The 24,039-nt window shown below is 70.2% G+C and carries 22 protein-coding genes and 1 pseudogene; 7 read left to right on the forward strand and 16 right to left on the reverse strand.

Annotation, left to right across the window (positions count from 1 at the left end; genetic code table 11):
* Position 1 precedes the first annotated feature (1 nt).
* A complete protein-coding gene (locus ACZ5DS_RS26260) occupies positions 2 to 1,540 on the reverse strand; it encodes a substrate-binding domain-containing protein (RefSeq protein WP_468242885.1) in 1,539 nt (512 codons plus the stop codon).
* Positions 1,541 to 1,682: 142 nt separating this feature from the next.
* The gene (locus ACZ5DS_RS26265; protein ID WP_468242887.1) at positions 1,683 to 3,569 is read right to left on the reverse strand and encodes a serine/threonine-protein kinase; all 1,887 of its coding nucleotides are present in this window, start codon (positions 3,567 to 3,569) and stop codon (positions 1,683 to 1,685) included.
* A gap of 230 nt (positions 3,570 to 3,799) precedes the next feature.
* Here ACZ5DS_RS26265 and ACZ5DS_RS26270 point away from each other — a divergent pair, with 230 nt between their 5' ends.
* The 4 genes and pseudogenes from ACZ5DS_RS26270 (at position 3,800) to ACZ5DS_RS26285 (ending at position 7,168) form a co-directional block, all read left to right on the forward strand.
* Entirely contained in the window at positions 3,800 to 5,155 is a 1,356-nt protein-coding gene (locus ACZ5DS_RS26270; protein ID WP_468242890.1) for an aminotransferase class III-fold pyridoxal phosphate-dependent enzyme, read from the forward strand.
* Between the two features lie 111 nt (positions 5,156 to 5,266).
* Positions 5,267 to 5,959 carry a GntR family transcriptional regulator gene (locus ACZ5DS_RS26275; protein ID WP_468242892.1) on the forward strand — a complete coding sequence of 231 codons (693 nt, stop codon included), beginning with the start codon at positions 5,267 to 5,269 and terminating at the stop codon, positions 5,957 to 5,959.
* Positions 5,960 to 6,130: 171 nt separating this feature from the next.
* Entirely contained in the window at positions 6,131 to 6,781 is a 651-nt protein-coding gene (locus ACZ5DS_RS26280) for a hypothetical protein (protein WP_468242895.1), read from the forward strand.
* A 218-nt stretch (positions 6,782 to 6,999) separates the two neighbouring features.
* Positions 7,000 to 7,168, forward strand: a pseudogene (locus tag ACZ5DS_RS26285) (DUF397 domain-containing protein).
* A 42-nt stretch (positions 7,169 to 7,210) separates the two neighbouring features.
* Here ACZ5DS_RS26285 and ACZ5DS_RS26290 read toward each other — a convergent pair.
* The 7 genes from ACZ5DS_RS26290 to ACZ5DS_RS26320 all read right to left on the reverse strand — a co-directional run bounded on the left by ACZ5DS_RS26290 (position 7,211) and on the right by ACZ5DS_RS26320 (position 13,286).
* The gene (locus tag ACZ5DS_RS26290; RefSeq protein WP_468242897.1) at positions 7,211 to 7,597 is read right to left on the reverse strand and encodes a hypothetical protein; all 387 of its coding nucleotides are present in this window, start codon (positions 7,595 to 7,597) and stop codon (positions 7,211 to 7,213) included.
* A 182-nt stretch (positions 7,598 to 7,779) separates the two neighbouring features.
* Positions 7,780 to 9,588: a bifunctional metallophosphatase/5'-nucleotidase gene (locus tag ACZ5DS_RS26295; protein ID WP_468242899.1), complete on the reverse strand. Its 1,809-nt coding sequence runs from the start codon at positions 9,586 to 9,588 to the stop codon at positions 7,780 to 7,782.
* Positions 9,589 to 9,715: 127 nt separating this feature from the next.
* Positions 9,716 to 10,255 (reverse strand): DUF6114 domain-containing protein, encoded by a 540-nt coding sequence (locus ACZ5DS_RS26300; RefSeq protein ID WP_468242902.1) that lies wholly within the window; start codon positions 10,253 to 10,255, stop codon positions 9,716 to 9,718.
* Positions 10,246 to 10,818, reverse strand: coding sequence for a DUF6230 family protein (locus tag ACZ5DS_RS26305; RefSeq protein ID WP_468242904.1), 573 nt, complete (start codon positions 10,816 to 10,818; stop codon positions 10,246 to 10,248). The genes ACZ5DS_RS26300 and ACZ5DS_RS26305 overlap by 10 nt, the downstream gene beginning before the upstream one ends.
* Positions 10,819 to 11,005: 187 nt before the next feature.
* Entirely contained in the window at positions 11,006 to 11,218 is a 213-nt protein-coding gene (locus ACZ5DS_RS26310; protein WP_468242907.1) for a hypothetical protein, read from the reverse strand.
* Between the two features lie 124 nt (positions 11,219 to 11,342).
* A complete protein-coding gene (locus ACZ5DS_RS26315; protein WP_468242909.1) occupies positions 11,343 to 11,846 on the reverse strand; it encodes a hypothetical protein in 504 nt (167 codons plus the stop codon).
* Between the two features lie 156 nt (positions 11,847 to 12,002).
* Positions 12,003 to 13,286 carry an adenylosuccinate synthase gene (locus tag ACZ5DS_RS26320; RefSeq protein WP_468242911.1) on the reverse strand — a complete coding sequence of 428 codons (1,284 nt, stop codon included), beginning with the start codon at positions 13,284 to 13,286 and terminating at the stop codon, positions 12,003 to 12,005.
* 197 nt (positions 13,287 to 13,483) lie between these two features.
* Between ACZ5DS_RS26320 and ACZ5DS_RS26325 the strand changes: the two genes are divergently transcribed.
* On the forward strand, positions 13,484 to 14,335 hold the full coding sequence (locus tag ACZ5DS_RS26325) for a diacylglycerol kinase family protein (RefSeq protein WP_468242914.1): 852 nt from the start codon (positions 13,484 to 13,486) through the stop codon (positions 14,333 to 14,335).
* A gap of 136 nt (positions 14,336 to 14,471) precedes the next feature.
* The gene (locus ACZ5DS_RS26330; RefSeq protein ID WP_468242916.1) at positions 14,472 to 15,983 is read left to right on the forward strand and encodes an APC family permease; all 1,512 of its coding nucleotides are present in this window, start codon (positions 14,472 to 14,474) and stop codon (positions 15,981 to 15,983) included.
* 16 nt (positions 15,984 to 15,999) lie between these two features.
* Here ACZ5DS_RS26330 and ACZ5DS_RS26335 read toward each other — a convergent pair whose 3' ends face one another.
* Positions 16,000 to 16,554, reverse strand: a complete 555-nt coding sequence (locus ACZ5DS_RS26335) for a GbsR/MarR family transcriptional regulator (protein ID WP_468242918.1) — start codon at positions 16,552 to 16,554, stop codon at positions 16,000 to 16,002.
* A gap of 74 nt (positions 16,555 to 16,628) precedes the next feature.
* On the opposite strand from ACZ5DS_RS26335, the gene ACZ5DS_RS26340 reads away from it, so the two are divergent.
* Positions 16,629 to 17,663, forward strand: coding sequence for an ABC transporter ATP-binding protein (locus ACZ5DS_RS26340; protein ID WP_468242920.1), 1,035 nt, complete (start codon positions 16,629 to 16,631; stop codon positions 17,661 to 17,663).
* Between the two features lie 10 nt (positions 17,664 to 17,673).
* On the opposite strand, the gene ACZ5DS_RS26345 is transcribed toward ACZ5DS_RS26340, so the two are convergent.
* From ACZ5DS_RS26345 to ACZ5DS_RS26370, 6 genes are all read right to left on the reverse strand, one after another.
* Positions 17,674 to 18,270, reverse strand: coding sequence for a Uma2 family endonuclease (locus ACZ5DS_RS26345; protein ID WP_386573046.1), 597 nt, complete (start codon positions 18,268 to 18,270; stop codon positions 17,674 to 17,676).
* 87 nt (positions 18,271 to 18,357) lie between these two features.
* Entirely contained in the window at positions 18,358 to 19,563 is a 1,206-nt protein-coding gene (locus ACZ5DS_RS26350; protein WP_468242923.1) for a cytochrome P450, read from the reverse strand.
* A gap of 257 nt (positions 19,564 to 19,820) precedes the next feature.
* Positions 19,821 to 20,486, reverse strand: coding sequence for a response regulator (locus ACZ5DS_RS26355; protein ID WP_468242925.1), 666 nt, complete (start codon positions 20,484 to 20,486; stop codon positions 19,821 to 19,823).
* On the reverse strand, positions 20,483 to 21,835 hold the full coding sequence (locus tag ACZ5DS_RS26360) for a sensor histidine kinase (protein WP_468242928.1): 1,353 nt from the start codon (positions 21,833 to 21,835) through the stop codon (positions 20,483 to 20,485). Before ACZ5DS_RS26360 ends, ACZ5DS_RS26355 begins: the two co-directional genes overlap by 4 nt.
* Positions 21,836 to 21,995: 160 nt before the next feature.
* Positions 21,996 to 22,670 (reverse strand): response regulator, encoded by a 675-nt coding sequence (locus ACZ5DS_RS26365; RefSeq protein WP_468242929.1) that lies wholly within the window; start codon positions 22,668 to 22,670, stop codon positions 21,996 to 21,998.
* Positions 22,667 to 24,034: a sensor histidine kinase gene (locus tag ACZ5DS_RS26370; RefSeq protein WP_468242932.1), complete on the reverse strand. Its 1,368-nt coding sequence runs from the start codon at positions 24,032 to 24,034 to the stop codon at positions 22,667 to 22,669. The genes ACZ5DS_RS26365 and ACZ5DS_RS26370 overlap by 4 nt, the downstream gene beginning before the upstream one ends.
* Positions 24,035 to 24,039 lie beyond the last annotated feature (5 nt).

Genomic DNA, 24,039 nt, shown 5'->3' on the forward strand with positions numbered 1-24,039 from the left:
GTTACGCGCAGAGTTTCATGCCCTCCGGCGTCCAGCACGGCACGTGGCCGTGGGTGCGGATGATGTCCTGGCCGGGGCCTCGCGAGAGGTAGGTCAGGAAGCTTGAGGTCAGGGAGTCCGCGGGGGGCTGGCCGTAGGTGTAGGCGTACTCGATCTCGCGGTAGGGATACGGGCTGTGGGCGTGTTCGATCGCGTCCACCGAGGGAGCCTTGGTGTCCAGGTTCAGGACGTGCAGGCCCTTGGCCCGGGTGGCCAGATTGAGTTCGCTGTAGCCGACGGCACCGGGCAGTTCGGCCACCTCGTTCAGCACCTGTTCCGTGGAGTCGAGTTCGCAGCGGATCACCGGTGCCGTCCGGTCGTCCTTGTGGACGCAGTCGACGGAGGAGTTCGCCACCTCGCCCCGGCCCAGGACACGCCGCTGGAAGACCTGCCGGGTCCCGGAGTTGGCGTCCCGGCTGACCAGGTGCACCGGGAGGGAACGGCCGCCCAGCCGCCGCCAGTTGGTGATCTCGCCCCGGTACAGACGGCGCACGTCCGCCGTCGAGAGGTTCTTCAGGCCCACGTCGTCGTTCACGACCAGCGCGAACACCGACAGCGCGACGCGGCTCTCCCGCAGCTCCGGCATGTCGGTCGGCTTGGGGCCGTCGGAGAGGGCCACCAGCGGCGGCGAACCCTTCCCCCTCCCCTTCGCCTGGGCGCCGGCCGCCTCCACCTCCCTGATGCCCGCCGTCGATCCATGCGCGTCCACCGTGACGCTCGCGCCCGCGCAGTCCTCCTCGTACCGCTGCGCCACCTCCCGCATCACCGGCTCGAACGCGGTCGACCCCGTGACGGTCAGCGTGCCCTGCGCGCAGCCGATCGGCGGTGGCGTGTCGTCGCGGGCCACCACGATCGCGGCCAGGGTCACCACGCTCACCGTGAGCATGATGGTGATGAGCCGGGACGCGCGGCTGAACAGCGGCGGCTTGTCGTCCGGCGTGGCGCTGCGGTTGGGATGGACCTCGCCCTCCCTGATCCCGCCGACGATCCGGATGTCCCCGCCGACGGCCCCGCCGGACAGCAGCACGAGCAGCTTGAAGTGGTCCCCCCTGTTCAGCGGGACGCGCGGGATGCGCAGGGTGTTGCCCTCGTACCCGAAGCCGCGCTCGGCGGTGAAGTGGTCCACCAGGTGGTCGGTGTCGGTCGGCTGGGTGACCGAGACGCCCCGGACGACGCGGTCGGTGAACACCGCGGTCAGACCGTGGCGTTCGGGACTGGTGTAGTCGTCACGGTCGATGCCCAGCGAGCCGTCGTTCTCGATGCGGAGCAGGACGAGGGTCGCGTCGGTCATGTCCGCCTCGTCGAAGACGAAGAGGCCGAACCGGCGGTTGGCACGGCCCGAACGGGCGTCGTCGCCTATGGGGTTGTCCATCTGCACGCGGTAGCCGACACGCCTGCGACGCGGCACCCGACGCTCGTACCAGACCATGCCCGCGGACGCGACGATGCCCAGCACCGCCGTGCCGACGGCCACGAGGTTCTCCGCGCTCAGCCACTCCATGTGGGTGCCCCCGCTACTCCCCGGAGTCGGATGAATGGGGTCACCGTACGCGCATGGAAGGGGATAAAACGGATGCGTTGGCCGAAGTTCGCCGAACGTTCAACAGCCCCAGGGGAAACGGGAGTTCACCCCGGACTGCGGCTCATTGCCGGGTGTACGTCAGGCTCTCCCCGCCGCTCTTCCTCACCCGCTTCAGCCGGCCGTCGGGCAGCAGGGCGACCTCGGTGGCCTCGCCCGGTGAGCAGGAGGAAAGCGGCTCGCCGGAGGACACCGTGGACGGACCGAGCTCCAACGGGCCGTTTCCGGAGGGCTGTTCGGCCAGCTGCGCCTCGAAGACGCAGTGGTACGAGCCACCGCCGTCGGTGGGGCCGTCCGCGACGAGGGTGAGGACCGTGTCGCCCACCTGGCCCTGCTGGATGGTGAGGCGGCGGCTGTTGGAGCCGGTGGCGTTGTCGATCGTGGTCTGCCAGGTGCCGAGGTAGGCGTCGGGGATCACGCCGTCCGCGGGAGCGGAGGGAGAGGTCGGGGCGGAGGGCGTCGGGGTGGCCGGCTGGGAGGTGCCGCCGGTCGGGGTGGTGGTGCGGGTCGGGGTGGGGCTGGTGCCGCCGGCCTTGTGGTCGGTGCGGTCCTTCATCAGGGCGTAGACCGAGCCGCCGGCGCCCAGCGCGACGACCAGGGCGATGGCGACGAGCAGGGCGGTGGAGCGGCCGTTTCTGCGCGGGACGCCCACCGGCGGGGGGCCGTAGGGCGGGGTCGAGCCCAGTCCGCCGCCGTAGGGGTTGTACGGCTGCTGGGGGTAGGGGTGCTGTTGGGGGTAGCCGTACGGGTTCGGGTGGCCGTAGGCGGGAGGAGCGGGTGGCGTGGGCGGGGTGGGTGGGGGTGTCTGGGCGGAGACGACGGTCGGGAGGTGGTTGATGGGGGGCGGGGCGTCGTCGGGTACGGGGGCGTGTTCGGGCGTCCGGCCTTCGACCGGGTGCGGGTGCCCACCCGCACCACCCGCACCACCCGCACCACCCGCACCACTTTCGTCCTCGGCTGCGGGTGGCCCCTGTGGGGCGGACTCGCCGTCGGCGGCCGCGGGTGCGGGCCGGCGTGGCAGCGACGTGGTTTCCGGGTCCTCCGTGTCCAGGAGTTGGACCGCGTGGCGGCCCAGTTGGGCGACCAGGGCGCTCGGCAGCCAGGGGTCACGGGAGCGGCCGCCGGACACCGTGTCCTCCGCACCGGTCCGCTCCAGGATCCGGTCCAGCGAGGGCCGCGCCGCGGGGTCCTTCTTCAGGCAGTCCCGGACCAGGTCCGCGATCCCCTCCGGCACCCCCTCCAGATCCGGGTCCTCCTGGGCGATCCGGAACATCAGGGCGTGCACGCCGCTGTTCGCACCGCCGAAGGGCAGCACGCCGGTCGCGGCGTAGGCGAGGACGGAACCCAGGCAGAAGACGTCGCAGGCGGGCGTGATCCGGTCGCCGCGCACCTGCTCCGGCGCCATGAAGCCGGGCGAGCCCACCAGCGACCCGGTACGGGTCAGCCCGTCCCCGGCCAGCGTCTCCATCGCCCGCGCGATCCCGAAGTCGATCACCCGGGGCCCGTCGATGGTGACGAGCACATTGGACGGCTTCAGATCCCGGTGCACGATCCCCGCCGCATGGATGTCCCGCAGCGCGTTCGCGAGCCCCGCCGCGAGGATCCGTACCGACCGCTCCGGCAGCGCCCCGTGATCGCGCCCGACGACCTGCTGGAGGCTGGGCCCGGCGACGTACCCGGTGGCCACCCAGGGCACCGCGGCCTCGGTGTCCGCGTCCAGCACCGGCGCGGTCCAGTACCCGCCGACCCGCCGCGCCGCCTGCACCTCCTGCCGGAACCGCGCCCGGAACTCCTCCTGCTCGGCCAGCTCCTCGCGCACCAGCTTCACGGCGACGGTACGACCCCGGTCCGACCGGGCCAGATACACATGCCCCATGCCGCCCGCGCCCAGCCGCGCCAGCAGCCGGTACGCCCCGATCCGCTGCGGATCCCCCGCCCCCAGCTTCTCCATCCCCGCGCCGCCTTCCCCCCATAGGTCTGCAACGGACCGAGAATAGTGCGGTCGTACGGGGAGTCGCGCAGGCCGAGGTCTACGGTTCCGTAACGGCGGTCGCGGCCACGAACAGCGGGTGCGGCCACACATGATCGGCTGCACCGTCGACAACCTGTCGCGGAAACCCCCTGCCCAGGGAACAAGACGCCGATGTCGCGTCCGCATCCCGGACATTTACGCTCACCCGCATGACCCCTCAGCTCAGCCCCGAAGCAGGCAACGCGGTGAAGGCCGCGGACCGTGCGCACGTCTTCCACTCCTGGTCCGCCCAGGACCTCATCGACCCGCTCGCCGTCGCCGGCGCCGAGGGGTCGTACTTCTGGGACTACGAAGGCAAGCGGTACCTGGACTTCACCAGCGGACTCGTCTTCACCAACATCGGCTACCAGCACCCCAAGGTCGTCGCCGCGATCCAGGAGCAGGCCGCGACGATGACGACGTTCGCGCCCGCCTTCGCCGTCGAGGCGCGCTCGGAGGCGGCCCGGCTGATCGCCGAGCGGACCCCCGGCGACCTGGACAAGATCTTCTTCACCAACGGCGGCGCGGACGCCGTCGAGCACGCGGTGCGCATGGCCCGGCTGCACACGGGCCGCCCGAAGGTGCTCTCGGCGTACCGCTCGTACCACGGCGGCACCCAGCAGGCCGTGAACATCACCGGCGACCCGCGCCGCTGGGCCTCCGACAGCGGCAGCGCCGGTGTCGTCCACTTCTGGGCGCCCTTCCTCTACCGCTCCCGCTTCTACGCCGAGACCGAGGAGCAGGAGACCGCGCGGGCCCTGGAGCACCTGGAGACGACGATCGCCTTCGAGGGGCCGGGGACGGTCGCGGCGATCATCCTGGAGACCGTGCCCGGCACCGCCGGGATCATGGTCCCGCCGCCGGGCTACCTGGCCGGCGTCCGCGAGCTCTGCGACAAGTACGGGATCGTCTTCATCCTGGACGAGGTCATGGCCGGGTTCGGCCGCACCGGCGAGTGGTTCGCGGCCGATCTCTTCGGTGTCGTCCCGGACCTGATGACCTTCGCCAAGGGCGTGAACTCGGGTTACGTCCCGCTCGGCGGCGTAGCCATCTCCCAGGAGATCGCCGAGACCTTCGGCAAGCGCCCCTACCCCGGCGGGCTCACCTACTCCGGGCACCCGCTGGCCTGCGCCGCCGCCGTCGCCACGATCAAGGTGATGGAGGAGGAGGGCGTCGTCGAGAACGCCAAGCGGCTCGGCGAGAGCGTCCTCGGCCCGGCCCTCGCCGAGCTGGCCGAGCGGCACCCGAGCGTCGGCGAGGTCCGCGGCGTCGGCATGTTCTGGGCGCTGGAGCTGGTGAAGAGCCGGGAGACCCGGGAGCCGCTGGTGCCGTACAACGCGGCCGGTGAGGCGAACGCTCCCATGGCGGCGTTCGGTGCCGCCGCCAAGCAGCACGGCCTGTGGCCCTTCATCAACATGAACCGGACCCACGTCGTCCCGCCGTGCAACGTCACGGAGGCCGAGCTGAAGGAGGGCCTCGCGGCCCTGGACGCGGCGCTGAGCGCGGCCGACACCTACACGGTGTAGCCGAACCACAGCTGCCGTCGGGGGAACCCGAACGCGTAAGGTGGCGTGCTCGTAAGACATGGCGAGTACGTGCGAGTACGTCACCCATACGCGTGAGGAGAGGCCCGGACGATGCCCGGCAACGGCACCGTGACGCGCAGCACCCTGCGCCAGCAGATCGCGGACGCGCTGCGCGACGAGGTGCTGGCGGGGCGGCTCCAGCCGGGGCGGGCGTTCACGGTCAAGGAGATCGCCGAGCAGTACGGCGTCTCGGCGACCCCGGTCCGCGAGGCGCTGGTCGACCTGTCGGCGCAGGGCATCCTGGAGGCCGACCAGCACCGCGGCTTCCATGTCCCCGAGTACTCCCTCGCCGACTACCGGGACATGATCGAGGCCCGCAGCCTGGTCACCGACGGCATGTTCCAGGCCCTCACCACCCACCACCCGGCCTTCGCCGATACCGAGGACGCGCGGACCGCAGCAGCCCTGACGGCGGTACGCCGACGCGGCGAGGAGGCCCAGCGCGCCGCCGCGGCAGGCGACCTCACCGTACTGATCGGCTACGACCTGCGCTTCTGGCGCGAACTGAGCGGACTGTTCGGCAACCCCTACCTGGCCGACTTCCTGCACCGCCTGCGCGTCCAGTCCTGGGTCTGCGCCGTCCAGCACCTGCGCCGCCTGCCCGACGTCCGCGGCCGCCTGTGGGCCGGCCACACCGACCTGGTCGACGCGCTGACCCACCGCGACACGGCCAAGGCCCGCGCCATCGTCGCCGCAGCCAACGCCCACTCCCTGGCCCTCGTGGAACGCCTGGCCGCGGAATGACCCCCACACACAGGCCGCACCCGCCGAAGCGCCGCAGGCGGTAAGTGGACGGGCGGGGTCTGGGTATGGGACCTGCACAGGGGGAGCTGAGCGTGGGCCGCACCGATTACCCTTCCCTGACCACCTGCTGCTGTGCGTGAACGCACACCTGCCGATGCGAGGAGATCTCTTTTGGCCTGTGACCTGTGGCTGGTACCGCTCGTCGACGTGTTGTGCCACACCCCGGACAACCCGTTCGCCGAGGAACTCGCGCAGTACAACAACGCGCTGTCCGCGGCCGGGCTGCCGCCGGTGCCGGTGTACCAGTACATGCCGGGCCTGTCCGGCGAGGTCGCGCCCGTGGCCGGCTTCGACTACGACGCCCTTCACTTCCTCCGTCGCGCGTATCTCCTCCAGGTGTGCGGGCTGCCGGTGACCCCGGTGGACGAGCTGGGCGGCGACTACGAGCAGCTGCTGGAGATGTTCGAGTCGACGGCCCAGCAGTCCCACCTGGTCTGGCACTACGACCACGCGGGCGCCTACGTCCCCGTGGACTTCCCGCACCCCCTGACGAACGACGAACTCCTCGCGGGCGGCGGCCCCTTGGGCTCCTCCCAGACCCTCCTGCGCGAACTGGAGTACGTGGCCCCGACGATCGGCATCGACCCGGCCAACCCCCCGGCGGCACCGGCACCGCCGTCGGCCCCCACCGAACTGGAGGAGCCCGCGGTACCGGCGCCGTACGACCCCAGCCCCTTCGCCCGCGAGCGCCACGTGTGGCTCGGCCTGCACGCGGCGGCGACGCGGTCTCTGGCGCAGGGGTCGATGATCGTGTTCAGCTGAGCGTCAGGCCGGCTGCGCGTTCAGGTTGGTGAACAGGCGGCCTCCGGCTTGATTGGGTCAAGGGCTTCCTTGACCATCTGGCTTTCGCCTGGCCGGGCAGCCGCCCGCTCTCACGGCAGTTGGGGACACGGCTCCTCTTGTAGCGCAATGCACAGCAGCAGGGTGTGTCTGAGCCTCATCCGGAAGTCGGCAGGAGAAGAGCGGACATGACGAGCACCATGCAGTGGTTCAAGTCGAGCTACAGCGGCAGCAGCGGTGGCGATTGCGTCGAAGTAGCCCCCTGCCCCCACACACATCCGGGACTCCAAGAACCCCGACGGCCCCCTTCTCACCGTCTCCCCCGCCGCATGGGCCGATTTCCTGGCGGCAGCCCACGCGGCGAAGTGACCGCAGAAGGAGGGCAGGGGCAGGCACAACGCCTGTTGCTGGTCAGACCGGCAGCTGCGGACCCGGCTTCGGGATACCAGGCGCCGGCGGCACAGGCTTCGGGATACCAGGCGCCGGCGGCACAGGCTTCGGCGGCGTCCCCTGAGGAACATGCGGCACCTCCGGGATCTGGGGAACCGGTCCCGGCTTCGGCAGCCCAGGCAGGTCCGGCACCGGAGCCGGGGCCGGCTTGCAGTGCTTACAGCTGCGGTCCTTCTTTTTCTTCTTCCCGCCGTGATCATCCTTGTAATCCGACTTCACAGAGACGGAGCCGGTGTGCTGCTGGTGGTCGGCGGCAAATGCGCTGGACGGAATCAGTGCACCGCCAGCCGCGATGACGGTCGAGACGCCGAGCAGCAGGAATCGGTGTGCGTGAGATACGCGCTGCATAGAAATTCTCCCTGGCAGGTATTGAGTCGCGCCCAGGATCTCCCTGGGCGATGTCTGGGCCGCACGCTTGTGCAGCCATGACTCAATTACGCCCCGGCCACCGATTCACGTCACGCCACTTCATCGCGTGGCTTGACATATGCGCTCAGCTATGAAAATGGCCCCTGAGCTGCACGAACGGCTCAGAACACCGGCGTTCCGGCCTGCGTCAGCTTCCAGTTGGTGATCGCGAAGTCCGTCGGGTCGAGGGTCTTCTTTGCCGTCACGTAGTCGATCATCAGCTGGCGGATCTCGTTGGTCGAGCTGTAGGTGATGGGTGCCGAGGCCATGTGCGGGTAGCCGGAGCCCCCGTTCGCGCGGTAGTTGTTGACCGCCACGACGAAGACCTGGTCGTCGGCGACCGGGGCGCCGTTGTAGGTGAGGTTCTTGATCCTCGACCCCTCCGGCTGCGCGATGTCGATCTCGTAGGAGACGCCCGCCGCCGTGTCGTACATGTAGTCCCAGAAGTGGTTGGCGTTCGTCAGCGTCGCGGTGTCGACCTTCGTGCCGGCCGGGACCTGGTGGTAGTACTTCGCCCCGTACTCCAGGTAGTCCCTGAGCTGGGCGCCCGTCAGCTTCTTGCCGTACAGGGTGTTGTCGTAGATGTAGAGACCGGCGATGTCCTTGATGGTGACGCTGCCCTGGGGGATGTCGGCCGTGCGGCTGAAGGGGGCCGCGACCGAGATCAGCGGAAGTGCCGCGTCGGACGCCGACAGGCCCGACTTCACCGTGTCCATCTGCACCTTGTGGATGAAGTCCATGATCGGCACGTCCTTCCAGCAGGACTCCGCCGCCGAGAGGTCCTCGGTGCAGGTGCCGACCGCGGTGTTGACATACTTCACGACCAGATCGTGGTCGGCCTGGAGGAGCTTCTTGATCTCCGGGTCCTCGTCCACGGTGTTGGGGTTGAGGGTCTGCGCGGTCTTGCTCGTGACCTTCCACTGGCCGTGGTGCAGTTCGAGTTCGAAGTCGAAGACGCTCAGGCGGAAGCCCCAGCAGTACGGCTCGGAGAGCAGGACCTCCTCGCCGGTCTCCGCGTTCTTCACCGTGTAGGAGGGGACCTCCACATGGGTGTGGCCCACGAGGATCGCGTCGATGCCGGGCACCTGCTCGGCGACGAGGTTGGAGGCGTTCTCGACGTACGGGAGCGCGTCGCCGTAGGAGGAGGAGCCGTCCAGGCCGGAGTGGTCGGTCAGGAAGACGACGTCGCAGCCGAGGGCGCGCAGCCGGGGCACGTACTTCCTGGCCTGCTCGACCAGCCCGGGGAAGACCATCTTGCCGCTGACGTTGTCCTTGTCCCACAAGGCGATACCGGGGTTGGTCAGGCCGAGGATGCCGACCTTGATGTCCGGGGCGCCCGGCACGCAGATCCGCTTCACGGTGTACGGGTGGAAGGCGGGGCGCAGGGTCGTCGCGTCGAGGGCGTTCGCGCCGAGCAGCGGGAAGCGGCACTGGCTCTCGAACTTGCGCAGGGTGTCGATGCCGTAGTTGAACTCGTGGTTGCCGAGGGCGGCGGCGTCGTAGCGCATGGCGTTCATGGCGACGGCCATCGGGTGCTTGACGCCGTTCGAGATGGGCTCGACGCGGGCGAAGTAGTAGGCCAGGGAGGTGCCCTGGATGATGTCGCCGGCGTCGACCAGCAGGACGCGGTGCTCGCCCTTGGCCTCGCGCTGCTGCTTGATCAGGGTGGCCACCCGGGCCACGCCCGCGGAGTTGCCCGCCTTGTCGGTGTAGGGGGCGTCCTTGTAGTAGTCCCAGTCGAAGACGTGGCTGTGCAGGTCGGTGGTGCCCAGGATGGAGAACGACCAGGTGCGCGGCGCCCTTTCGGGCCCGTGACCGGCGTCCGCGGCCTCGGCGCTGCCGGTGCCGACCGCACCCGCGGCGGCGACGGCGGCGCCGGTGACGGCCGACTTCTGCAGGAAGGTGCGGCGGTTGAGGGGATGCGCGGGCATGAAGGCTCCCGGAGGCTGGAGTTGACGCGATCAGACGGGCGTGTCGTGCGGGGCTACCCGCGTAGATCGTGCTCGCGCCCGCCAGTGGCGGGAACCAGGAACAGACCATGTCCAGGTCAAGGATGCGTCAGCAGGGACACCCGGTGTCGGCCGGCGGCTCGTCGACGTCGGCCGGCGGCTCGTCGACGTCGGCCGGCGGCTCGTCGACGTCGGCCGGCGGCTCGTCGACGTCGGCCGGCGGCTCGTCGACGTCGGGTGGAACCCAGGAGCAGGCCAGGGAGCCGCCGATCAGGCCGGCGAACACCCCGAGGAAGAGGCCGCCGAAGTTCGCGACGGGGAAGGAGATGAGGGAGAGCAGGAGGGTGGCGATCCCGGCGAACAGGCGAAGGCGGGGCTGGTACCAGAGGGTGAGCCCCAGGGTGATGAGCAGAACACCGATGACCAGGGATCCGGCACCGGACGTGGTCGACAGGGCCAGCGCGATCCCGCCCACGTCCAGGTTCATGTACGGCCAGTACAGGATGGGCAAGCCCGCCGCCAGGGTGAAAAGCCCCGCCCAGAAGGGACGTTCACCGCGCCAGGCGCGGAACCTGCGTCGGGCGTGCACCGCTGCGCGGCGGATGCCGGGGCGTTCGGCAGGTTCGTCCCGCCCGGGGGTCAGGCGCATTCGTGGCGGCCCTGCTCGATCCGCACGCGCAGACCGGGAATGTTGAACGTACCGGAAGAGAGCGCGACCGCGGTCAGGTGCACGTCGTTCAGGGTGACGGACGAGGCCTGCTGCCCGAAGCCGTCGGGGTTGAAGAGGCGCGAGTCCCTGTCGCCCGGATTGATCGGCCCCTTGGTGATCTCCCCCTGCGCGATGCCCATGTCGAGGCCCCTGAAATCCGCCTGCCCGGCCGACTGGAATGTCGTGTCGAGGAACAGGTTCGACGCCTCGACCGGTCGTTTGTTTCCGCCGGTGATCTTCAGCGTCTGCGGGCCCAGCACCGGGACGTCGACCACTACGGACTGGCACAGCCCGCTGATCGTCGTGTGCCGGGATCCGGTGACCAGGACCGGCACACGCTCGCCCTGCCTGGTCACGTCCAGCATGGGGTAGATGCTGAGTCCGCGCGTGGTCAGCGTGTCCGCGGTGACCTGGAACCTCTGACCGGAAATGAGGAACGACGCGGCCAGCAGCCCCTGTCCCATGACGATGCCGAGGGCTGCGCAGGCGGCGACGCCGGCCACCAGGACCACCGCGAAGCGCCGCCAACGGGTCCTGCCGACACGCTGCGACATCCCGTCTCCTTCGGCCATGGAGTGGATCCGCCCAGAACCCATCCAGGCGGACATTTCCCATCATCCAGTGACGGATCCTAGGATCCCGGCAGCAGCAACCGGCCGCACGCCAGGGCCGCCGTACGGGTGGGCTGCCTCAGGGCCGCCCGATGAGCGTGATCTCCGGCGGCCACAGCACTCCGCTCGCCATCAGCAGCGCGGGCCCGAGGTGCACCGGGCACACCAGCAGCGGAGGCCTGCCGTGCCGGGCGATCTCGAAGACGGCCGGGTCGGAGCAGTCCGTGCCGGCGGCCTGGTCGCCTTCGCCGCCGTACGGGCCCCGGCACCGTGCTGTCCGGTGGATGCCCATACTCCGATTGCACCGCGCACCACGGCGGACCGCCCGCCGATCACGCCCGAGGGCGGAGCGGCGGGCGGCCGAAGCAACCCGGCGGGCGCTTCTCACTCATGCCTGCGGGAACGCCACCCGCGGATCACGACGGGTCGACGTCATGGAAGAACCAGGTGAGGATGTCGTGGCCCAACGGCTGCTGGATGTGCAGCACGACATTTTCGAAGGTCGCCGAGACGACCTGCACCCGCCAGTTGCCGTTGGGACACACCTGGCTCGCCGGGGGGTTCGGCGGCGTCTGAAGCTGCACGCTGAACGTGATCTGCCCCTGGTGGGTGTCGAGGGGCACGCTCTTGCCGGTGAGAGGGCCGAAGAAGGCGGGGTGACCCGGGGCGGTGTTCCCGCCCTTGTTGACACAGATGTACTTGACGCTGACCGATTCCGCCGTCAGCAGGGCTGCGGCGGGCCCCGTTCCCAGACCGGCCACCTTGCCGCTGCACGTCGCGGTCGCGACGCCACCATCCGTGATCGTCTTGGGGACGCATGTCGGCATCCCGATGAAATGCGGGCTGTCCGCGAGGGCCGGTGAGACGCCGAGGCCGAGTGCCAGGAACGTCATCGTCAGGAGCTTGAGAACACGACGCACGTAGGTTCTCCTCTTCCACTGTGGGGGGTGCGGTGCGAAGGGAGTCCTACCGCGCATGGAGTGACAAAATTCGACAAATCACTCAAACGCTTATATACGTGATCCCCGCCGGAAGGCTTCCGGCGGGGATCACGGAACCGCTGCCTACAGGGCGGCCTACAGGAACGAGTTGATCTCGATCGTCTCGTCCCGGCCCGGGCCCACGCCGATCGCGGAGATCGGGGCGCCGGACATCTCCTCCAGCGCCTTGACGTAGTTCTGGGCGTTCTTCGGCAGGTCGGAGAAGGACTTCGCCTTGGTGATGTCCTCGGACCAGCCCGGCAGGGTCTCGTAGACCGGCTTCGCGTGGTGGAAGTCGGACTGCGAGTAGGGCAGCTCCTCCACGCGCTTGCCGTCGATCTCGTACGCCACGCAGACCGGGATCTCCTCCCAGCCGGTGAGCACGTCCAGCTTGGTGAGGAAGAAGTCGGTCAGGCCGTTCACGCGGGTCGCGTAGCGGGCGATGACCGCGTCGAACCAGCCGCAGCGGCGGTCACGGCCGGTCGTCACGCCCCGCTCGCCGCCGATCCGGCGCAGCGCCTCGCCGTCCTCGTCGAACAGCTCCGTCGGGAACGGGCCGGCGCCGACGCGGGTCGTGTACGCCTTGAGGATGCCGATGACCCGGCTGATCTTCGTCGGGCCCACGCCGGCGCCGGTGCAGGCACCGCCCGCGGTCGGGTTCGAGGAGGTGACGAAGGGGTACGTGCCGTGGTCGATGTCGAGCAGGGTGCCCTGACCGCCCTCGAACAGCACGACCTTGTCGTCCTCCAGGGCCTGGTTCAGGACCAGCACGGTGTCGGCGACGTACGGCTTGATCTTGTCGGCGTAGCCCAGCAGCTCCTCGACCACCTGGTCCACGGCGATCGCGCGCCGGTTGTACAGCTTGGTGAGGATCTGGTTCTTGACGTCGAGGGCCGCCTCGACCTTCTGCAGGAGGATCGACTCGTCGTACAGGTCCTGGACCCGGATGCCGACGCGGTTGATCTTGTCGGCGTAGGTCGGGCCGATGCCGCGCCCGGTCGTGCCGATCTTGCGCTTGCCGAGGAAGCGTTCCGTCACCTTGTCGACGGTCACGTTGTACGGCGTGATGATGTGCGCGTTACCGCTGATCAGGAGCTTGGACGTGTCGACGCCACGCTCGTTCAGACCGCTCAGCTCGGAGAGCAGGACCGACGGGTCGACGACGACACCGTTGCCGATGACCGGCGTACAACCGGGCGAGAGGATTCCGGAAGGGAGAAGGTGGAGAGCGTACTTCTGATCGCCGACGACCACCGTGTGGCCGGCGTTGTTGCCGCCCTGGTAGCGAACGACATAGTCCACCGAGCCACCGAGCAGGTCGGTCGCCTTCCCCTTGCCTTCGTCACCCCACTGAGCACCGAGCAGCACAAGTGCGGGCACGCGCGTACACCCCTTCCGGGCGGGGCATGTCCAAGGTCGGGGGCTTGGGCGTAAGGTTCACCGCCGCGTACCACCGCGACCGTCGTTGGTCGCACAACCGTCGGACCGGATGCCCCGGAATAGACGAAGCCCCTGGCGCAATAGCGCAAGGGGCTCTTGCACAAAGATGCTACCCGAGGAAGCGAGGCAGGACCGAGGTGGCGACTTTCGCGACGTCCGAACAGCTGCTGGTGATCATCGATCCGGCGGCCCGGCAGACGGACGGGGAGTCCGTCCGGATCGCGAAAGACGTGCTCAGCGCGGGTGCGACCACGAAGGTATGCCTGCCGGACGGGCCCGAGGAATTCGCCCGGGCACTCGGCCGGCGAGGGTCCCGGCGCCCGGTCGTGGTCGGCGACGACCGGGCGCTGGTCCGCGCGGTGACCCTGCTGCACCACCATCGCGAGCTGGCCGGATGCGCCCTGTCGGTGGTGCCGGTCGGGGGTGCGGCCCTGGCCGAGTCCCTGGGCGTGCCGACCGGTGCGGTGGCGGCGGCGCGGGCCGTGCTGGACGGCGTGGAGCGTCGCCTGGACCTCCTGGTGGACGACAGCGACGGGGTGGTGCTGGGTGCGCTGGGCATTCCGTCGGCGCCGGTGCGGGCGACTGCCGCCGAGCCGGTGAGCGTCCCTGCGGGGCGCCCCTGGCTGCGCACGACGTACCGCTCCCTCGTCCGCACCCTGGCGCCCCGCCCCGCCCGCCTGGCGGCCGTACCGGCCCCGGGGCCCACCCGGCTCCGGGTGGAGGTGGACGGGCAGACGCTCGTGGACCTGGACCAGCCCGTGGAGGCCGTGTCGGTGACGCCGGGCTCCGGCGGGGTCGCGAAGGTGGAGGTCAGGCCGCTGTCGCTGGGCGCGGAGGCGACCCCGCTCAGGGCCTCGGGGCACACGGTGACCGTGGTCGGCGGGGACTTCCGGTACCGGGCGGACGCGGCCGTCTCGGGGCCCGTACGCCGCCGGACCTGGACCGTGCGCGAGGCCGCGTGGGCACTGACACTGCCCGCCGTCCCGTGACCTCACGAGGCCCCTAAAGGTCTGGTGACAAATATTTAACCGTGCCGACCCCTTGAGGGACCGGTTCTCCCTCCACCATCCTGCTCCATCAAGGCGCGGTGCGTCCGCGCGTGGCGGTCAGGAGAGGGGCCACCCGATGGCAGTGGACGAGGGCGTCGCCCCGGCGGCGAAGACGGACGACGACGGCACGGTTCATCGGCTGAAACCCAATGCCGTCGGCCTGCTCGGCGTGGTGTTCATGGCCGTGGCCACGGCCGCGCCGATCACCGCGATGACCGGCAACGTGCCCTTCATGGTGTCGGCCGGCAATGGCATCGGGGCACCCGCAAGCTATCTCGTGGCAATGGTCGTCCTGGCAATCTTTTCCGTGGGTTTCACGTCGATGGCGAAGCACATCACGTCCACGGGCGCCTTCTACGGCTTCATCTCCTACGGCCTCGGCCGCACCGCCGGCCTCGCCTCGGGACTGCTCGCGACCTTCGCGTACGTCGTCTTCGAGCCCGCGCTGATCGGGATCTTCTCCACCTTCGCCACGAACACCCTCAAGGACCAGACCGGGGTCCACGTCCCGTGGTGGGCGTTCGCGATCCTGATGCTGGCGATCAATGCGACGGGCACCTGGTTCGGGGTGAGCGTCGCCGAGAAGCTGCTGGTGTTGCTGCTGGCGACGGAGGTGACGGTGCTGGCCGCGATGGCCGTCTCGGTCGCCCTCCACGGCGGCGGGCCGCACGGCTTCACCTTCGCGCCGGTCAACCCCGTCAACGCCTTCAAGGGCACGTCCGCCGGGCTCGGGCTCTTCTTCGCCTTCTGGTCGTGGGTCGGCTTCGAGTCGACGGCGATGTACGGCGAGGAGTCGCGCGACCCGAAGAAGATCATCCCCAAGGCGACGATGATCAGCGTCCTGGGCGTCGGCGTCTTCTACGTCTTCGTCTCCTGGATGGCCATCACCGGCAACGGCGAGGCCGCGGCCCTCAAGGCTGCGTCGGGCTCAAACCCGCTGGACCTCTTCTTCCTCCCCACCGAGCGCTATGTCGGCCACTGGGCGGTCGTCGTCATGCAGTGGCTGATGATCACGGGTTCGCTGGCCTGCGGCATGGCCTTCCACAACTGCGCCGCCCGGTATCTGTACGCGCTCGGCCGCGAGGGCGTCCTGCCCTCGCTGAAGAACACCATCGGCCGCACCCACGAGCGGCACGGCTCCCCGCACATCGCGGGCGTGGTGCAGACGGTCGTCAGCGCGGTGCTGATCGGTGCCTTCTGGGCCGCCGGCAAGGACCCGTACACCGGTACGTACGTCCTGCTCGCCATCCTCGGCACCATGGCGATCCTGGTCGTCCAGGCGGTGTGCTCGTTCGCGGTGCTGGTGTACTTCCGCTCGCACCGCCCGGAGAGCCGCCACTGGTTCCGCACCTTCGTGGCACCGCTCGCCGGGGGCATCGCGATGCTCGCCGTGGTCGTGCTGCTGGTCTCCAACATGGGCGTGGCGGCGGGCCCGGAGTCCGGCTCGCTGGTGCTGAAGGCGACGCCGTGGCTGGTGGCGCTGGTCGCGGGGACCGGCATCGGCTACGCCCAGTACCTCAAGCGGCGCGCCCCGGAGCGGTACGCGCTGCTGGGGCGGACGGTGCTGGAGGAGACGAAGGAACGGTGACGCTCGGGGAGTGCCGCTAGAGGCCGTCGGGGGACTGCTGCGCCGTTGTGGCTGGTCGCGCAGTTCCCCGCGCCCCTTCAGGGCGCTCGTACATCTGCTCCCGGTAGGCGCGCCAGCGTTCCATCATCTCGGCCACGTCCTTCTCGATGAACTCGAAGAAGGCCAGGGTCTCGGCCAGCCTGCGCCCGGCCGGTGTGTCGGCGCCCAGGCCGGCCACGCCCTCCCGGAGGGCGTCCTCCCAGCGCTTGATGATCGCCTCGCGGTTGGTGAGCGCCTCGTACCACTGGTCGCTGTGCACCCGGTACCGCTCCCGCCGCGAGCCGGGCTCCCGCTCCCTCGACACCATGTGGACCTGCGCGAGGTAGCGCACGGCGCCGGAGACGGCCGCGGGGCTGATCCGCAGCTGTTCGCCCAGCTCGGCGGAGGTCAGGGCACCGGTGTCGGAGGCGAGCAGGGCGGCGAAGACCCGCGAGGGCATGCGCGGCATGCCCGCCTCGACGAGCTGTGCCGCAAAGTGTTCCACGAACCGCGAGACCGACTCCGGGTCCCGCTCAGTAGTCGGCTCCGTCATGCTCCTCACCCTATCCAGGATTCAAGCGATTCCTTAACTTCACAAATTTCTGAAAGAAGCGTACGTTCGGAGCCATGACCAAGGCAATCACGGTCTCCGGACTCCACAAGTCCTTCGGCCGTACCCACGCGCTGGACGGCCTGGACCTGGCCGTCGAGGCCGGTGAAGTGCACGGCTTCCTCGGCCCCAACGGCGCCGGCAAGTCGACCACCATCCGGATCCTGCTCGGCCTCCTGCGCGCGGACAGGGGCGCGGCACAGGTCCTGGGCCGCGATCCGTGGACGGACGCGGTGGAGATCCACCGCCGCATCGCCTACGTCCCCGGCGACGTCACCCTGTGGCGCAACCTCTCCGGCGGCGAGGTCATCGACCTCTACGGCCGCCTGCGCGGGGGCCTGGACACGACCCGCCGGGCGGAGCTGATCGACCGCTTCGAACTGGACCCCAGCAACAAGGGCCGCACCTACTCCAAGGGCAACCGGCAGAAGGTCGCCCTGGTCGCCGCGTTCGCCTCGGACGTGGACCTGCTGATCCTGGACGAGCCGACCTCGGGCCTGGACCCGCTGATGGAGGAGGTCTTCCGGCGCTGTGTGGAGGAGGAGCGGGACCGCGGCCGCACGATCCTGCTGTCCTCCCACATCCTGAGCGAGGTCGAGGAACTCTGCGACCGCGTCAGCATCATCCGCAAGGGCCGCACCGTGGAGACCGGCTCCCTGGCCGACCTGCGCCACCTGACGCGGACGAGCGTGAGCGCCGAACTCGCGGGCCCGCCCAACGGGTTGGCACACCTGCCCGGCGTCCACGACCTGGACGTCCAGGGCCACCGAGCGGTCTGGCTGATCGGCGCGCTGACCCTCCTGCTCTACGGCCTGGCCCCCCGCCTGGCCCCGGCCGCCTGGGGCATCGCCGTGGCCATCCTCCTGATCGGCTGGGTGGGCCCGGCCCTGAACGCCCCCCGGATCGTGCTGGACCTGTCCCCGTTCGGCCACCTGCCGAAGCTGCCGGGTGGGGGGATGGAGTGGGGGCCGGTACTGGTCCTTGCGGGGCTGGCGGTGGTGCTGGTGGCGGTTGGCCTGGTGGGGCTGCGGAGGCGGGACCTGGCTACCTGAGGGCGGGGCGTCAGTCGACGTACTGCTTGAGTTCCTCGGTGTCGAGTTCAAGGCCGAGCGGCTCGGGCAGCGAGAGCTTGGCTCCGAACGCCTTCTTCACAGCGCTGCGATAACCCACGTTCGGGGCCGGATCGCTGTAGAGCGTGATCGAGCAGTCGTCGCGGTCGATCAGCAGATAGTAAGGAATCCCGGCATCTGCGTACCCAGCGGGCTTCTCCTCGCGATCCCGCCGGTGGGTGTCCGCGTCATAGGAAGTGACCTCCACCGTCATGATCACCCCCTGTGTGTCGGCCCAGTCCCCTTTCCCAGTGAACGTTCCCCGAGGCGCAAGCACGGCGTCCGGGAGCGCCCGGCCTTTGCGGTACTTCTCGATCCGCAGCCCCAGCTCACCGCCTCCGTACAGCCACAGCCCGGAGCCGGCCAACAGAAAGCACTCCTGCAGCCACCTGATGACCTCGCTGTGATTGCCGTCCGTCATGCCCTTGATCCCGACCCGTCCGTTGATGAACTCCAACCTGACGGCGTCGAACCTCTTGGCCACGTGTGCAGCGAGCTCCTCGAACTCCTCTACGGACATCTGAGACGTGTGCTGCGCCATAACCGTCATGGTGCCCCCCTTCGCAGGCACGCACCAGCTTGCCGAGCCGCGTGTGCCCAGCGATCCGGATCACCTTGCGATCATCCGAACGGGTGATCACCCCACCTCGACGCCCAGCCCTTCCAACCCCCGGATCACGAAGTTCGGCTTGCGCTCCGGTTCTGCCGCCAGGGTCAGGGTCGGGGCCCTCTCCAGCAACGCCGTCATGGAAGCCGCCAGCTCGATACGGGCCAGCGGGGCGCCGATGCAGTAGTGGATGCCGGCGCTGAAGGAGATGTGCGGGTTGTCCGTGCGGGTGAGGTCCAGTTGGCCGGGGTGTGCGAAGACCTCCGGGTCGTGGTTGGCGGAGCCGAAGAGCATGGCGACTTCCGCGCCCCTCGGGATCGTCGTGCCGTCGATCTCGATGTCGTCCAGGACCCAGCGCTCGAAGAGCTGCAGCGGGGTGTCGTAGCGCATCAGCTCCTCGACGGCCGAGGGGATCAGGGAGTGGTCGGCGCGCAGGGCGGCGAGCTGGTCGGGGTTGCGGAACAGGGCGTACCAGCCGTTGACCGTGGCGTTGACGGTCGCCTCGTGCCCGGCGTTGAGCAGCAGTACGGCCGTGGAGATCATCTCCTGCTCGGTCAGCCGGTCGCCCTCGTCGTGCGCGGCGATGAGCCCGGAGATCAGGTCGTCACCCGGCTCCTTGCGGCGCTCGGCGATCAGCTCCCGGAGATAGTCCGAGAACTCGACCGAGGCGCGCACCGCCTTCCGTGCCGTCTCCTGCGACGGGTTCAGCTCGTACATCCCGCAGATGTCCGCCGACCAGGGGCGCAGCGGGGCCCGGTCCGCCTCCGGGATGCCCAGCATCTCGGCGATGACGGCCACGGGGAGGGGCTCGGCGACGTCCGTGAGCAGATCCCCGCCGCCCGCCGCGACCAGCCGGTCCACCAGCTCGCCGGCGAGGTTCGCCACGTACGGCCTGAGCTGCTCGACCGTACGCGGCGTGAACGCCTTCGACACCAGGCGCCGGATCCGCGTGTGGTCCGGCGGCTCCAGGTCGAGCATCCCGTGGTCGTTGAGCGTGTGGAACGGCTCGTGCTCCGGCGGGGGCGCGGTCCGGCCGAAGTCCTCGTGCGCGTACCTGTGCTGGTACGTCCGCCCGAGTCGCCGGTCCCGCAGCAGCGCCGAGACGTCGGCGTGGTGCGGGACCAGCCACTGGTTCGTGGGCTCGTAGTAGTGCACCCGGCCCCGGGCGCGGAGCTCGGCGTAGGAGGGGTACGGGTCGGCCAGGAAATCCGGGTCCCAGGGGTCGAAGGCTGCCATGGACGGACGTTATGCCGACGATCCCTCTCCTGACCAGGGGTGTCTCAGCGCCTTACGGATGTCGAGACAGTGCCATGACGAGCAGGGGCAGGGCGGTCAGAGCGAGCGCGGTGATACCGCGCTCCACGTACTTGATCATGGGTGTGATGTAGCGGGATCCCGTCGTGCGCCGACAGGCTCCGGAACGGCAACTCACCCGACCGGCGTAGCGGATTCACTGCAGAAACGATCAGCGGAAAAGCGCTCCGCCGCACGCCCTACCCGGGTGTCACCAGCCGCGCCTCGTACGCGAACACCGCCGCCTGTGTGCGGTCCCTGAGGCCCAGCTTCACCAGGATGCGGCTCACATGGGTCTTGATCGTCGACTCCGCCACCACCAGCCGCTCGGCGATCTCCGCGTTCGACAGGCCCTGTGCGATCAGGATCAGGACCTCCGTCTCCCGTTCCGTGAGCTCGCCGTACGCCGCCTGCGCCGACGGCATGAGGCGGGGTGCCTCCGAGAGTCGTGAGAACTCCGTGATCAACCGCCTGGTCACCGAGGGGGCGAGCAGGGCCTCGCCGGAGGCCACCACCCGTACGCCGTCGGCGAGCTGGCGGGCCGAGGCGTCCTTCAGGAGGAAGCCGGAAGCTCCCGCGCGCAGTGCCTGGTACACGTACTCGTCCAGGTCGAAGGTGGTCAGGACGAGGACCTTCGCCGCCGCGTCCGCCGCGACGATCTCCCTCGTCGCCTCGATGCCGTTCAGCTCCGGCATGCGGATGTCCATCAGGACCACGTCCGGCGCGAGTTCCCGCACCCACTCGACCGCCTCGCGGCCGTTGACGGCCTCGCCGACGACCTCGATGTCCGGCATCGCGTTCAGCAGGACGGAGAAGCCCTCGCGCACCATCATCTGGTCGTCCGCGATCAGTACGCGGATCGTCATGCCTCACCCTCGCTCGCGGTGTCCGCCGGCACCGGCAGGAACACCGTCACCTCGTAGCCTCCGTCGGCCGTCGGGCCCGCCGTCATCTCGCCGTTCAGCATCGAGACGCGCTCCCGCATCCCGGTGATGCCGTGCCCCGCGCCCGGCGAGGGCTTGAGCAGGGCCGAGGCCGGGGGCGGGCCGTTCACTATGCGCAGGCCCAGGCCGCCGAGGACGTAGCCGATCTCGACCCGGGCACTCGCGCCGGGAGCGTGGCGCAGGGTGTTGCTCAGCGCCTCCTGCACGATCCGGTACGCCGACAGCTCCACGCCCTGCGGCAGTTCGCGCACCGCGCCGGTCACCGCCTTCTCCGCCTCGAGCCCGGCCTCCCGCACATTGGCGAGCAGTCCGTCCAGGTCGGCGAGGGTGGGCTGCGGGGCGTCCGGCGCCTCGTAGTCCTCCGCACGGACCACGCCCAGGACCCGGCGCAGCTCCGTCAGGGCCGCCACCGCGTTCTCCCGGATGGTGGCGAACGCCTTCTCCAGCTCCGGCGGCGGGTTCTCCACCCGGTAGGGCGCGGCCTCCGCCTGGATGGCGACCACCGACATGTGGTGGGCGACCACGTCGTGCAGCTCGCGGGCGATGGTCGTGCGCTCCTCCAGCAGCGTGCGCCGCGAGCGCTCGACCGCGGTCACCGTCTGCTGGGCGGTCACCTCCTGCTGGGCCTCACGTCGTGTGTGCCGGACGGTGACGACGAGCAGGCTCAGCGCCGAGAGGACCAGCATCGGGCCCACGTTGGTGTCGTAGTGGCTCCAGCCGAAGGCGCTCTCGGCGAGGAAGCCGTAGACGGCGGTCAGCACCCACATCCAGGCCGCCGTGCGCGGGCGGGTGCGTATCGCCACGACCGTGAGCACCACCAGGTGGGACAGGAAGCTGCCGGGCAGCCACGGCCAGTCGCTCCAGCCGCCCGCGCCGATGCCGACAGCGGCCGTGGACGCGGCGAGCGAGAACCAGAACGCGCCCACCGGACGCACCAGGGTCAGCAGCACCGGCCCCAGCGCCAGCAGCCCGCACAGCACGGACCGCAGTCCGGACTCGTCCGTACTCTGCAGTGCAAGGAACATCGCCACCATGCCGAAGGCGGCCACCACCGCGTGGGGTGTCCAGGGCGCGTACTCCCGCACGCGATCGGACCGGCGGGCGAGCCGGCCGCCGGCCTCCCTGCGGGGCAGCGGGCGGTAGGCGAAGGCGTCGTGGAACAGGTCCTGCCGCAGCCCGCGCAGGGCGTCCGCGGCGAGCCGGAACTCGGGGCTGCGCGGCCTCGCGGCTCCGCCCTGCGGTGTCGGCTGCGTGTGCGTCGTCTCGGTCACGTGCCACACGGTAGGCGGCGAACGGGGTCGCGGTCGTCCTCACGGAGGGGGGTCCTCGGGGATCCGTCTCAGGTACTACGGGCCACTACGGGAACCCCCAGGGGTCAGGAGCCGTACGGGCACCCCTGGGGGTCAGTGTCCGTCCGGGCACCCCCAGGGGTCAGTAGCCGGACGGTCGCACCAGCCCCGACTCGTACGCGAACACCGCCGCCTGCGTACGGTCCCGGAGGCCCAGCTTCACCAGGATCCGGCCCACATGGGTCTTCACGGTCTGCTCGGCCACCACCAGCCGCCCGGCGATCTCCGCGTTCGACAGGCCCTGCGCGATCAGCGCCAGCACCTCCGTCTCCCGCTCGGTCAGATCGCCGACGCGCTGCTTGAGCGGCGTCCTGCGCGAGCCGTCCAGACGGGAGAACTCGGCGATCAGACGGCGGGTGATGCCCGGGGCCAGCAGCGCGTCCCCGGCCGCCACCACCCGGACCGCCTCGGCGAGCTGGTCGGCGGAGGCGTCCTTCAGCAGGAATCCGGACGCCCCGGCGCGCAGCGCCTCGTACACGTACTCGTCCAGGTCGAACGTGGTGAGGACCAGGACCCTGATGCCCGGGTGCTCGGCGGTGATGCGGCGGGTCGCCTCGATGCCGCCGAGTTCGGGCATCCGGATGTCCATCAGGACCACGTCCGGGGTCAGCTCGGCGACCTTGGCGATCGCGTCCAGCCCGTGCACCGCCTGCCCGATCACCTCGATGTCGGGCTTGGTGTTGAGCAGCACGGTGAAGCCCTGCCGGACCATCTGCTGGTCGTCGGCGATGACTACACGGATGGTGCCGCTTGTCATGGGGTCACTTCTCCTGTCGGGGACGGGGCAGGCGGGGGCGGGGGCGGGGTGCCGTCCCGGGGGAGGAAGGCCGAGACCGTGAAGCCGCCGTCCAGGGTTCTGGTCGCGGTGACGGTGCCGCCGAGCATCGTCGCGCGCTCACGCATGCCGAGCAGCCCGTGCCCGGCGCCCGGGGAGGGCGGGACGGGCTGCCGCGGGCGGGAGTTGGTCACCGCCAGGTGCAGACCGTGCGGGAGGTGCGCGACCTCGACGCGCACCCGGGAGCCCGGCGCATGCCGCAGGGCGTTGCTCAGCGCCTCCTGCACGATCCGGTACGCCGACAGCTCCACCCCCGGAGCGTAGAGCCGCGCCTTGCCCTTGACCTCGGTGGCCACGTCCAGCCCCGCCGCGCGGGTGTTCTCGATCAGCGCGTCGAGCCGGTCGAGCGTGGGCTGGGGAGCGTCCGGGGCCGCTCCGGTGCCGGGATCCCCCAGACCGTAGGGGTCCTCGGGGTTCTCCGAACGCAGCACGCCGAGCACCCGGCGCAGCTCGGTGAGCGCCTCCAGCGCGTTCTGCCGGATGCCCGCGAGGTTCTCGATCAGCTCCTTGGGCGGGTCCTCGACGAGGTGCGGGGCCACCTGCGCCTGGATGGAGATGACCGACATGTGGTGCGCGACCACGTCGTGCAGCTCGCGGGCGATCCGGTTGCGCTCCTCCAGCAGGGTGCGGCGGGACCGCTCCTCGGCGGTGAGGGTGGTCTGCTCCAGGAGTTCGGCGCGCGCCTCCCGACGGCCGCGCAGGGCGATGCCGAGCACCACGACGACCACGGACAGCACCACCGCGACGACCCCGGTGGGCTGGTAGGCCGCCCCGCCCCACACCCCCTCCAGGAGGTAGGTGAGCAGCGCGGTCAGGGCCAGCGCCTCGACGGACACCCGGGTGCGCACGCGCAGCGCGAGCAGCAGCAGGACGAGCAGGTGCCCGATGATGCCGGCCGCGGTCCAGGGCCAGGTGAACGTCTCCCCGTCCACCATGGTCAGTCTTCCGTGGACCGCGAGGGCTCCCACCAGGGTCGCCGTCATGGACAGCCACCAGCCCGCAAGGGGCCGCCACAGCGCGAGGACGACCGCGCAGCCCTGCGCGAGGCCGATCAAGAAGGCCGGTCCGGGACCCAGATGTCCGTTGTCCGCGAGCTGCGCCGAACCGCCGAGCGTGATCCCGAACGCGGCCAGACAGAGCAGGCCGTGCGGCAGCCAGCGCAGCCACACGGAGGCGGGCAGCGGATCCGGCCGGAAGGTCCACAGGTCGTCGCGCAGCACCCGCAGCCGGCGCCGGCCCCAGCCCGCGAGCGTCACGACCGCCCGGCGGCCCCCCGTTTCCGTCACGCGGA

Source organism: Streptomyces sp. NPDC031100 (genome assembly GCF_055570785.1).